The organism is Pseudomonas sp. HMSC076A11 (assembly GCF_001810205.1).
Taxonomy (GTDB): Bacteria; Pseudomonadota; Gammaproteobacteria; order Pseudomonadales; family Pseudomonadaceae; genus Pseudomonas; species Pseudomonas aeruginosa.
Genome location: NZ_KV800281.1, coordinates 138,643 through 148,498, shown reverse-complemented (window position 1 = coordinate 148,498; position 9,856 = coordinate 138,643). Strand labels below are relative to the sequence as shown.

10 protein-coding genes are annotated in these 9,856 nt (G+C 68.2%); all 10 read right to left on the bottom strand.

Going from position 1 to position 9,856, the window contains the following annotated elements; all coding sequences use genetic code 11:
* Nucleotides 1-84: 84 nt before the first annotated feature.
* A complete protein-coding gene (locus HMPREF2716_RS06265; protein ID WP_003101885.1) occupies nt 85-918 on the bottom strand; it encodes a hypothetical protein in 834 nt (277 codons plus the stop codon).
* Between the two features lie 190 nt (nt 919-1,108).
* The gene (locus HMPREF2716_RS06260; protein ID WP_003084073.1) at nt 1,109-2,050 is read right to left on the bottom strand and encodes a LysR family transcriptional regulator; all 942 of its coding nucleotides are present in this window, start codon (nt 2,048-2,050) and stop codon (nt 1,109-1,111) included.
* A 174-nt stretch (nt 2,051-2,224) separates the two neighbouring features.
* Nucleotides 2,225-2,626, bottom strand: a complete 402-nt coding sequence (gene pcaC / locus HMPREF2716_RS06255) for a 4-carboxymuconolactone decarboxylase (protein ID WP_003084072.1) — start codon at nt 2,624-2,626, stop codon at nt 2,225-2,227.
* Nucleotides 2,627-2,636: 10 nt separating this feature from the next.
* Nucleotides 2,637-3,428: a 3-oxoadipate enol-lactonase gene (pcaD, locus tag HMPREF2716_RS06250; protein WP_023518267.1), complete on the bottom strand. Its 792-nt coding sequence runs from the start codon at nt 3,426-3,428 to the stop codon at nt 2,637-2,639.
* A gap of 14 nt (nt 3,429-3,442) precedes the next feature.
* Nucleotides 3,443-4,822 carry a 3-carboxy-cis,cis-muconate cycloisomerase gene (locus tag HMPREF2716_RS06245; RefSeq protein ID WP_023518266.1) on the bottom strand — a complete coding sequence of 460 codons (1,380 nt, stop codon included), beginning with the start codon at nt 4,820-4,822 and terminating at the stop codon, nt 3,443-3,445.
* A 22-nt stretch (nt 4,823-4,844) separates the two neighbouring features.
* A complete protein-coding gene (locus HMPREF2716_RS06240; RefSeq protein WP_003101889.1) occupies nt 4,845-6,143 on the bottom strand; it encodes an MFS family transporter in 1,299 nt (432 codons plus the stop codon).
* A 149-nt stretch (nt 6,144-6,292) separates the two neighbouring features.
* Entirely contained in the window at nt 6,293-7,498 is a 1,206-nt protein-coding gene (gene pcaF, locus HMPREF2716_RS06235) for a 3-oxoadipyl-CoA thiolase (RefSeq protein ID WP_003101891.1), read from the bottom strand.
* Entirely contained in the window at nt 7,495-8,277 is a 783-nt protein-coding gene (locus HMPREF2716_RS06230; protein ID WP_023518265.1) for a CoA-transferase subunit beta, read from the bottom strand. Before HMPREF2716_RS06230 ends, pcaF begins: the two co-directional genes overlap by 4 nt.
* Complete coding sequence (locus HMPREF2716_RS06225; RefSeq protein ID WP_003084060.1) at nt 8,274-9,125, bottom strand: CoA transferase subunit A; 852 nt, start codon at nt 9,123-9,125, stop codon at nt 8,274-8,276. The genes HMPREF2716_RS06230 and HMPREF2716_RS06225 overlap by 4 nt, the downstream gene beginning before the upstream one ends.
* 150 nt (nt 9,126-9,275) lie before the next feature.
* Nucleotides 9,276-9,815 (bottom strand): helix-turn-helix domain-containing protein, encoded by a 540-nt coding sequence (locus HMPREF2716_RS06220; RefSeq protein ID WP_003084057.1) that lies wholly within the window; start codon nt 9,813-9,815, stop codon nt 9,276-9,278.
* Nucleotides 9,816-9,856 lie beyond the last annotated feature (41 nt).

Genomic DNA, 9,856 nt, shown 5'->3' with positions numbered 1-9,856 from the left:
TCGGTGTATCGGCGGATAACGCCGGTGGCGTTATCCGCCCCACCCCAGGGTTGGCGGCATCGCGTAGGGCGACGGCGCTTCGCTTCAGAAGGTGAATTCCATATTCAACGTCGGCGTCGAGGTGCGGCTGCCGGTGCCACCGTCGACGCCGAACTTGTTGTGCCAATACTCGTAGCCGACGCCGAGCCACAGGTTCGGCTGGCGCTTGTCGCCTGGCAGGGCGGCGACCATCAGGGCGGTGCGGACCAGGGTTTCCGCCGCGGTGTCCTTGTCGTTGTAGTCCTCGCCCTTCTCTCCCACGTAGTTGACGAAGCCCTGGAACTTCGCCGCATGGTTGCCGACCTTGAACGGCCGCATCCAGGTCAGGTTAAGCATGTAGGTGGTGTCGAAGGTGTGGTCGGGATGGCGCGCGCCGGGCACGCCGAAGTGGTTCTTCTCGCGGTAGTAGAGCAGGCTCAGGTCGAGCACGCCGGGACCGTTGAACTTGAGGGTCGGGCCGAACACCAGGGCGCGCTTCTTGGCCGAAGCCAGGTTGTTGTTGCGGCTGGCGTCGAAGCCCAGGGTGAAGGCGTAGTCCTTGACCAGGCCGGTGCCCAGCGGCCGGTCGAACACCCGCGAAGCGTAGAGCTGGTGGCGGTAGACCGCATAGACTTCGCTGCCACCATGGTCGGTGCCCTTGCGCGGGTCGCGGTTGTCGGAAAGGAACACATCGAGATTGAAGAAATTGCTGCCGTAGCGATAGCCGTCGGCGTGGGTGAAGCTGTAGATGCGCTTGGCGAACTTGTCCGGGTTGTTCGGGTTGGTGAATTGCTGGCCGTAACGGAAACCGACGCTGTTGCTCATCCATTCCAGCGCCATGCTCTCCCCGGCGCCGACGAGCGCGATCAGGGCGGCGGCGCCCTGCATCATCTTCTTCATGCTGTGTGTCCTGCTGGTTGCTTGTTGTTCTTGTGGCGACTCAGCCCCCGGTTTCGCGCCGGGGTCGCGGGGCAGTATCGGCACTTCGCCGCGCTGACCAAAGAGCAGAATATCGAACATGCCGATGCCGAAACGGCATCAGCGGACGGGCAAGCTCGGGCAAGCCGTCTGGCATCGGCGCGAGCGCCGCTCAGGCCTCGTTCAGGCGCGCTTCCTCGCGCTCGCGCAGGCGCACTTCCTCGGCGATCTGCCGGGCCAGGGCGTCCACCGCCACCGGCAGGTAACGGCCGGTACGCACGTAGAGGCCGAGGTCGCTGTGGATGCCGCCATTGTCTTTCAGCGGCAGGAAACGCAGCTCGCCCTGGGCGATGTCGGCCTCGATCCCCAGGCGGGTCTGGAAGGCGACGCCGAGCCCGCGCCGCGCCAGTTGTCGCGACAGCTCCAGGGAGCTGCTCTCCAGCACCGCCCGGCGCGGTTCGCGCAAACGGCGCTGGAGCGGCGCCAGCAGGTGATGGATGGACAGCTCGCTCTTGGCCATGATCAGGCCATGTTCGACGCAATCGGCGAAGGCGATGGCCTGGTGTCGCGCCAACGGGTGCTGCGGGGAGACGATGGCACCGAGGCGGAAATGGCCGACGCTGACCTGTTGCAGGTCGGCGCTGCGCGGCAGGGCGAAGGCCAGGCCGAGGTCGACCGCGCCACTGCTCACCGCCTCGGGTATCGCCTGGGAACCGAGCAGGGTGACGCCGACGGTGATGTCCGGGTAGCGTTCGCGCATCGCCTTGAGCACGCAGGGCAGCAGGTCGCTGGTCACCGCTTCGATGGTGGCGATCTCCACATGGCCGGTGCGCAGGCCTTGCAGCGCGTCCAGTTCGGAACGCACGCGCTCCATGTCCTGCAGGACCACGGTGACGTGGCGCGCGAAGATCTCCCCGGCTCCGGTCAGGCGCAGGCCGCCGGGCAGGCGGTCGAACAGCGGCGCGCCGATCTCGTCCTCCAGCTTGAGGATCTGCCGGTTCACCGCCGACGAGGCGACGTTCAGGCGCCGCGCGGCTTCGCGGATCGAATGGCAGCGGCGAACCATGTCGAAGTAGTGGATCGCGGGCGCGTGGATATGCAGCTTGCGGCTCATGGCGGACCGAAGGGATGACGGAGCTGTCGACCTTCCGGGAAACGCCGGCGAATGGCAAGGGGAAGCGCCGCCTCGCCGGCCCACGCGCAGGACGGATAACCGCCGTTGGCCCTCGGGGTATCGGCGGATAACGCCTGCGACGCCATTCGCCCTACCGCTAGCGCCGCCGGCGACCTACCGGGACGCCTGCTGCGACTCCACGCCAAGCTCGTCCCACACCGATTCGGCCAGGTGGAAGGTCGCGTTGGCCGCGGGGATACCGCAGTAGATGGCGCTCTGCATGATCACTTCCTTGATCTCGTCGCGGCTCACCCCGTTGTTCTTCGCCGCGCGCAGATGCAGCTTGAGTTCCTCGTTGCGGTTCATGCCGATCAGCATGGCGATGGTGACCAGGCTGCGGGTGTGTCGCGGCAGCCCCGGACGGGTCCAGATGTCGCCCCAGGCGTGGCGGGTGATCATTTCCTGGAACTCTTCGTTGAACGGCGTCAGGTTGGCCAGGCTGCGCTCGACATGGGCGTCGCCGAGCACCGCGCGGCGCACTTGCATGCCGGCTTCGTAGCGTTGTTTCTCGTCCATCGGCGGCTCCTCAGGCGGACAGCAGGAAATCGACCAGGCGGCGGCTGAAGGCGTCGCCCGCTTCGACGTTGGACAGGTGCGCGGCGGCGAACTCGACCAACTGCGCGTCGGCGATGCGCGCCTGCATGAAGCGGGCGTTGTCCGGAGTGGTCACGGCATCGTGGCTGCCGGCGACGATCAGCGTCGGCGCCTGGACCAGCCCGAGCTGCTCGCGGAAATCGGCGTCGCGTACCGCAGCGCAGTTGGCCGCGTAGCCCTGCGGCGAGGTGGCCGCGAGCATCGCGACGATGTGCTCGACCTGCGCCGGTTCGCGCTCGGCGAAGCCCGCGGTGAACCAGCGCACCACCGAGGCGTCGCGCAGGTCGCGCATGGCCTGCTCGCCGCCTTTCAGGACGGTATCGATGCGGGTGTTCCAGACCTCGTCGCTGGCAATCTTCGCCGCGGTGTTGCACAGCACCAGCCGGCCGAGCCGCTCGCCGGCGTGGATGCCCAGCCACTGGCCGATCAGGCCGCCCATGGACAGCCCGCAGAAATGCACGCGCGGCAGCTCGAGGGCATCGAGCAGGGCAAGCACGTCGGCGCCGAGCTGGCCGATGGCGTACGGTCCGGGGGTGACCAGCGAGGCGCCGTGGCCGCGGGTGTCGTAGCGCAGCACGCGGAAATGGGCGGTGAGTGCGGGGATCTGCGTGTCCCACATGCCCAGGTCGGTGCCCAGCGAGTTTGACAACAGCAGGACCGGCGCGCCGGCCGGTCCTTCCAGGGAGTAGTTCAGGTCGCCGTCGGCGAGGCGTACGGTTGGCACGAAGGGATCTCCAGTCAGGCGGGATGGGGTTCGAAGCCCAGGGCATGGTGTTCGGCGAGCGCGCGCTCGACCCAGGCGCGGGCCTGGCCGAGGTAATGGGCGGGATCGAGCAGGCGGTCCAGTTCGTCGCCGGACAACTCGGCGCTCACCCGCGCCTCTTCGCCGAGCACCGCGCGCAACTCGCGGCGCTGCTCGACGGCGCGGCGGCAGCACTGTTCCACCAGATGGTGCGCGGCTTCGCGGCCGATACGGCGGGCCAGGGCGATGCTCACCGCCTCGGCGAGCACCAGGCCGTGGGTCAGGCCAAGGTTGCGGCGCATCCGCTGGGCGTCCACCTCCAGGCCTTCGAGCAGGCCGATCGCCTGTTGCAGCGCGCCGGCAACCAGGCAACAGAGTTCCGGCAGGGTTTCCCACTCGGCGTGCCAGAGACCGAGGCTGCGCTCGTGTTCCTGCGGCATCGCCGCGAACAGGGTCGAGACCAGCCCCGGCGCACGGGTGGCGGCGGCGATCAGCACCGCGCTGCTCACCGGGTTGCGCTTGTGCGGCATGGTCGAGGAACCGCCGCGCCCGGCGCCGGCCGGCTCGAAGACCTCGCCGGCCTCGGTCTGCATCAGCAGGCTGACATCGCGACCGAACTTGCCGAGGCTACCGGCCACCAGGCCGAGCACGCTGGCGAATTCCACCAGGCGGTCGCGCTGGGTGTGCCAGGGTTGTTCGGGCAAAGCCAGGCCCAGCTCCTCGGCCAGCGCCGCGGCCACCGGCAGGGCCTGTTCGCCGAGCGCGGCGAGCGTCCCCGAGGCGCCGCCGAATTGCAGCACCAGCAGGCGCGGGCGCAACTCGCGCAGGCGCTGGCGGTGCCGGGTCAAGGCACCGAGCAGGCCGGCGAGCTTCATGCCCAGGGTCACCGGGGTGGCGTGCTGCAACCAGGTGCGCCCGGCCAGCGGCGTGTCGACATGCCGTTCGGCCTGGTCCGCCAGGACCTCGGCAAGACGTTGCAGATCCTGCTCGAGCAAGGCCAGCGCACGGCGCAGTTGCAGCACCAGGCCGCTGTCCATGGCGTCCTGGCTGGTGGCGCCGAGATGCACGTAGCGCTCGGCCTCGGCGTCGCCAGCCGCCACCTGGCGGCCCAGCGCCTTGACCAGCGGGATCGCCGAGTTGCCGGCAGTGGCGACCGCCTCGGCCAGCGCCAGCGGGTCGTACAGTTCGGCGCGGCAGGCCGACTCGATCGGCGCCACCGCCGTCGCGGGAACCACCCCGGTGCGCGCCTCGGCGCGAGCCAGGGCGGCCTCGAAGTCGAGCATGCCTTGCAGGCGGCCGCGGTCGGAGAACACCGCGCGCATCGGCGCCGCCGTGAAATAGGCATCGAACAACTGGTTGGCGGGTACGTCGCTCATCGGTTTTCCTTTTCCCGGCCCGTCAGGGCTCGTCGTTCAGGTAGCTGACCTTGCGCAGGTCCGGCAGGCTCACGCAGACCAGCAGCGCCAGCAGGCACATGGCTGAAACATACCAGTAGAAGACGTTCTCCATCCCTACCGACTTCAGCCCCAGGGCGACGTACTCGGCCGAGCCGCCGAAGATCGCGTTGCCCACCGCGTAGGACACTCCGACGCCGAGGGCGCGCACCTCCGGCGGGAACATCTCGGCCTTGATCAGGCCGCTGATGGAGGTGTACAGGCTGACGATGGCCAGCGCCAGGATGATCAGGAAGAAGGCCATGTAGGGACTGCTCACGGTCTTCAGCGCGAGCAGGATCGGCAGGGTGCAGAGCGTGCCCAGGGTGCCGAACCAGAGCATCGAGGTCTTGCGCCCGATGCGATCGGAAAGCATGCCGAACAGCGGTTGCATCAGCATGTACGCCAGCAGGGCGAAGGTCATCACCGCGCTGGCGGTCTTGGCGCTCATCCCGGCGGTGTTGACCAGGTACTTCTGCATGTAGGTGGTGAAGGTGTAGAAGATCAGCGAGCCGCCGGCGGTGAATCCGAGCACGGTGAAGAAGGCCCGCTTGTGCTTGAACAGCTCGGCGAAGGTGCCAGACTCCTTGCGCTCCAGGGTCGACTTCGAAGCGGTCTCGTTCAGCGAGCGCCGCAGCCAGAGGGCGATCACCGCGGTGATCGCGCCGATCACGAAGGGAATCCGCCAGCCCCAGGCGCGCAGTTCGTCTTCGCTCAGCAACTGCTGCAGGATCACCACCACCAGCACCGCCAGCAACTGTCCGCCGATCAGGGTGACGTACTGGAACGAGGCGAAGAAGCCGCGCTGGCCCTTGAGCGCCACCTCGCTCATGTAGGTCGCGCTGGTGCCGTACTCGCCGCCCACCGACAGGCCCTGGAACATCCGCGCCAGCAACAGCAGCGCCGGCGCCAGGGTACCGATGCTGGCGTAGGTGGGCATGCAGGCGATCGCCAGGGAGCCGGCGCACATCATCACCACCGAGATCAGCATGGCGGTCTTGCGCCCGTGCTTGTCGGCGATGCGGCCGAACATCCAGCCGCCGATGGGGCGCATGAGGAAGCCGGCGGCGAAGACCCCGGCGGTGTTCAGCAACTGCACCGTGGGGTTGTCGGAGGGGAAGAAGGCCGGTGCGAAGTAGATCGCGCAGAAGGCGTAGACGTAGAAGTCGAACCATTCCACGAGGTTGCCGGAGGAGGCGCCGACGATGGCGAAGATGCGCTTGCGGCGTTCTTCGTTGCTGTACTGGTGAACAGGGGCAGTCATGCTGTTGTTCTCTCGACAGGGTCCGTTTCATCCTGACCGTGCGACGGAGCGTCCTGTTCCGCTGCACACGCGCCGCGCCGCCGCCGAAACATGGGCAGCGCCGCGCGACGCGCGCTCTTGATACCGGGCGGGCGACCCGGTTGTGCCAGTCAGACCCGCTCGATGGCCAGCGCCAGGCCTTGGCCGACGCCTACGCACATGGTCGCCAGGCCGCGCCGGCCGCCGCTCTTCTCAAGTTGATGGAGCGCGGTGAGGACCAGCCGCGCACCGCTCATCCCCAGCGGGTGGCCGAGGGCGATGGCACCGCCGTTCGGGTTGACCTTCTCACTGTCGTCGGCCACGCCCAGTTCGCGCAGGCAGGCCAGGCCCTGGCTGGCGAAGGCTTCGTTGAGTTCGATCACGTCGAAGGCGTCGATCGCCAGGTCCAGGCGCCGCAGCAGCTTGCGCACCGCCGGCACCGGGCCGATGCCCATGATCCGTGGGGCGACGCCGGCGCTGGCCATGCCCAGCACCCGCGCGCGCGGAGTCAGGCCGTGCTTCTCCACTGCCTCGGCGGAGGCCAGGACCAGCGCGGCGGCGCCGTCGTTGACCCCGGACGCGTTGCCGGCGGTGACGGTCTTCTCCGGCCCGTTGACCGGCTTGAGCCGGGCCAGCGCCTCCAGGGTGGTGTCGGGACGCGGATGCTCGTCGTGCTCGACCAGGGTGTCGCCCTTGCGCCCGCGAATCGTCACCGGGACGATTTCCTCGGCGAAGAAACCGGCCTCCTGCGCCCTGCCGGCGCGCTGCTGGCTGCGCAGGGCGAAGGCATCCTGGTCGGCACGCGACACGCGATAGTCGTCGGCGACGTTGTCGGCGGTCTGCGGCATCGGGTCGATGCCGTACTGCTCCTTCATCAGCGGATTGACGAAGCGCCAGCCGATGGTGGTGTCCTCGATCTTCTGGCCGCGCCCGAAGGCGCTATCGGCCTTGCCCATCACGTACGGCGCGCGCGACATCGACTCGACGCCGCCGGCGATGGCCAGCTCCATCTCGCCGCAGGCGATGGCGCGGAACGCCGTGCCGATGGCGTCCATCCCCGAGGCGCAGAGGCGGTTGAGGGTGACGCCGGGCACGCTCTCCGGCAAACCGGCCAGCAGCAGCGCCATGCGCGCCACGTTACGGTTGTCCTCGCCGGCCTGGTTGGCGCAGCCGAGGAACACCTCGTCCAACGCCGACCAGTCGACCCCCGGGTTGCGCTCGACCAGGGCCTTCAGCGGCACCGCCGCGAGGTCGTCGGCGCGCACCGCGGAAAGACTGCCGCCGAAACGGCCGATCGGCGTGCGCACGGCATCGCAGATGAATACCTCGCGGCTCATTCGTCGCTCCCCTTCTGTCCATGGGCGGCCGCGGTGCGCGCCTCGAGGTCGCGCAGCGCGGCGAGTTCGACCTCGCTCGGCGCGGGCGTCTCGGCGACCCGCTCGGCGAAGCGGATCGCCCAGCCGGTGGCCTCGACCACCTGCTCGCGGGTCACGCCCGGATGCAGCGAAGTGACCACGAACTCGTTGCTGCCGGCTTCCGGCTCCATGATGCACAGGTCGGTGATGATCGCCACCGGCCCCTTGCCCGGCAGGCCCAGGCGCTGGCGCGAGTCGCCGCCCTCGCCATGGCCGACCGAGGTGACGAAGGCCAGCTTGTCGACGAAGGTGCGGTGCGACTGCTTGAGGATGATCAGCACTTCCTTGGCGCTGCCGGCGATTTCCGGCGCGCCGCCGGCTCCCGGCAGGCGCACCTTGGGCTGGCGGTAGTCGCCGATCACGGTGGTGTTGATGTTGCCGAAGCGGTCGACCTGGGCCGCGCCGAGGAAGCCGACGTCGATCCGTCCGCCCTGCAGCCAGTAGCGGAAGATCTCGCCGGTGGGGACCACGGTATCGGCGGTCTCGGCCAACTCGCCGTCGCCGATGGACAGCGGCAGGACGCTGGGCTTGGCGCCGATCGGCCCGGACTCGTAGATCAGCACGACGCCCGGCGAGGAAGTCAGGCGCGCCAGGTTGGCGGCCTTCGACGGCAGGCCGATGCCGACGAAGCACACCGCGCCGTTGTGCAGGCGGCGGGCGGCGGCCACGGTCATCATCTCGTTGGTGCTGTAGCTGCTCATCGCTTGCCCTCCGCGAGCTTGGCCTGGAAGGCGCCGAAATCCTCGGTCCCCCGGATGTATTCGTCGATCCACGCGGTGAAGCTTTCGCGGTCGCGGGCGATCGGGTCCCAGTCCTGGTAGAAGCGGTTGTCGCGCTCGTAGTAGCCGTGGGCATAGGACGGATGCGCGCCGCCGGGCACCAGGCACACGGCGCTGAGCGCCCAGCTCGGCAGGACGCAGGCGTTCATCGGGGCGTCCAGTTCGTCGACGATCTCCTCGACGGTGACGATGCAGCGCTTCGCCGCCAGGGCGGCTTCCTTCTGCACGCCGAGGATGCCCCAGAGCAGCACGTTGCCCTTGCGGTCGGCCTTCTGCGCGTGGATCACGCTGACGTCCGGACGCACCGAGGGCACCGCCGCCAGCACTTCGCCGGTGAACGGGCAGGTGACGCTGCGGATCAGCGGGTTGACCTTCGGCAGGTCGGAGCCAGCGTAGGCGCGCAGCACCGCGAAGGGCAGCCCGGAGGCGCCGGCGACATAGGCGTTGGCGAGGTCGGCGTGGCTGTGTTCCTCGATCTCCAGCGGTTGCGGCCAGCCCTTCTCCACCGCGTCGCGCAGGCGGTGCAGCGAACCGACACCGGGGTTGCCGCCCCAGGAGAACACCAGCTTCTTCGCGCAGCCTGCACCGATCAGCAGGTCGTAGACCAGGTCGGGAGTCATGCGGATCAGCGTCAGGTCTTTCCTGCCCTGGCGGATCAGCTCGTGGCCGGCGGCCGTCGGGATCAGGTGAGTGAAGCCTTCGAGGGCGACGCTGTCGCCATCGTGGACGAAGCGTCGCACCGCTTCGCGCAGGGAGAGGATTTCAGCCATCGGTCGGGTCTCGTCTTGTTGTGCGCTGCCTGGACGGCACGTGACGAGAACCTTACGCCGGGGTCCGAGGGCTCACAATCCGATAATCGATTAACAGTTCGATAATCGAACAGAACGTTAGCAAGCATCCGATCGACCGAAGCCGTCGCCTCATTCGTCGCTGTGGATCACCACCAGCAATTCCGCCTGGGTCTCCCCCAGGGAGCGGATGCGGTGCGGCTTCTGTGCGTTGAAATGCAGGGCGTCGCCGCGCTCGAGGATGATCCGCTGGTTCATGAAGTCGACCTCGACCTGGCCCTCATGGACGAAGATGAACTCTTCGCCGAGGTGCTCCTTGAACGTCGAGTGACTGAAATCGCGCGGGGGGTGGACGATGAACGGCAACAGCGCGCGGGCGCCGATCTGCTGCGCGAGGGAGGCGTAGGCCGGGCCGTCGTCGCCGCTGGACAGCGACTTGCGCTGGTCGCGACGAACGATGCTGTAGCCGTCGACACCGTCGCTTTCCTCGGAGAACAGCTCCTCCACCTGCACGTTCAACGCCTTCGCCAGCTTCAGCGCGGCGGCAATGGACGGCGTGTTCAGCCCGCGCTCGACCTTGGACAGGTAGCTCTTGGTCAGGCCGGTCTTGTCGGCCAGGGTCTCCAGCGTGACCCCGAGTTTTTTTCTCAGCAATTTCAAGCGCATGGACATTGAGGACAGCCTTCTCCCGATGGCGATGAAACTTTTCTCTT

Excerpts from the sequence above, each read along its gene's own strand:
- HMPREF2716_RS06265 (WP_003101885.1), bottom strand. The coding sequence starts at position 918 with ATGAAGAAGATGATGCAGGGCGCCGCCGCCCTGATCGCGCTCGTCGGC.
- HMPREF2716_RS06260 (WP_003084073.1), bottom strand. The coding sequence starts at position 2,050 with ATGAGCCGCAAGCTGCATATCCACGCGCCCGCGATCCACTACTTCGAC.
- pcaC (WP_003084072.1), bottom strand. The coding sequence starts at position 2,626 with ATGGACGAGAAACAACGCTACGAAGCCGGCATGCAAGTGCGCCGCGCG.
- HMPREF2716_RS06245 (WP_023518266.1), bottom strand. The coding sequence starts at position 4,822 with ATGAGCGACGTACCCGCCAACCAGTTGTTCGATGCCTATTTCACGGCG.
- HMPREF2716_RS06240 (WP_003101889.1), bottom strand. The coding sequence starts at position 6,143 with ATGACTGCCCCTGTTCACCAGTACAGCAACGAAGAACGCCGCAAGCGC.
- pcaF (WP_003101891.1), bottom strand. The coding sequence starts at position 7,498 with ATGAGCCGCGAGGTATTCATCTGCGATGCCGTGCGCACGCCGATCGGC.
- HMPREF2716_RS06230 (WP_023518265.1), bottom strand. The coding sequence starts at position 8,277 with ATGAGCAGCTACAGCACCAACGAGATGATGACCGTGGCCGCCGCCCGC.
- HMPREF2716_RS06225 (WP_003084060.1), bottom strand. The coding sequence starts at position 9,125 with ATGGCTGAAATCCTCTCCCTGCGCGAAGCGGTGCGACGCTTCGTCCAC.
- HMPREF2716_RS06220 (WP_003084057.1), bottom strand. The coding sequence starts at position 9,815 with ATGTCCATGCGCTTGAAATTGCTGAGAAAAAAACTCGGGGTCACGCTG.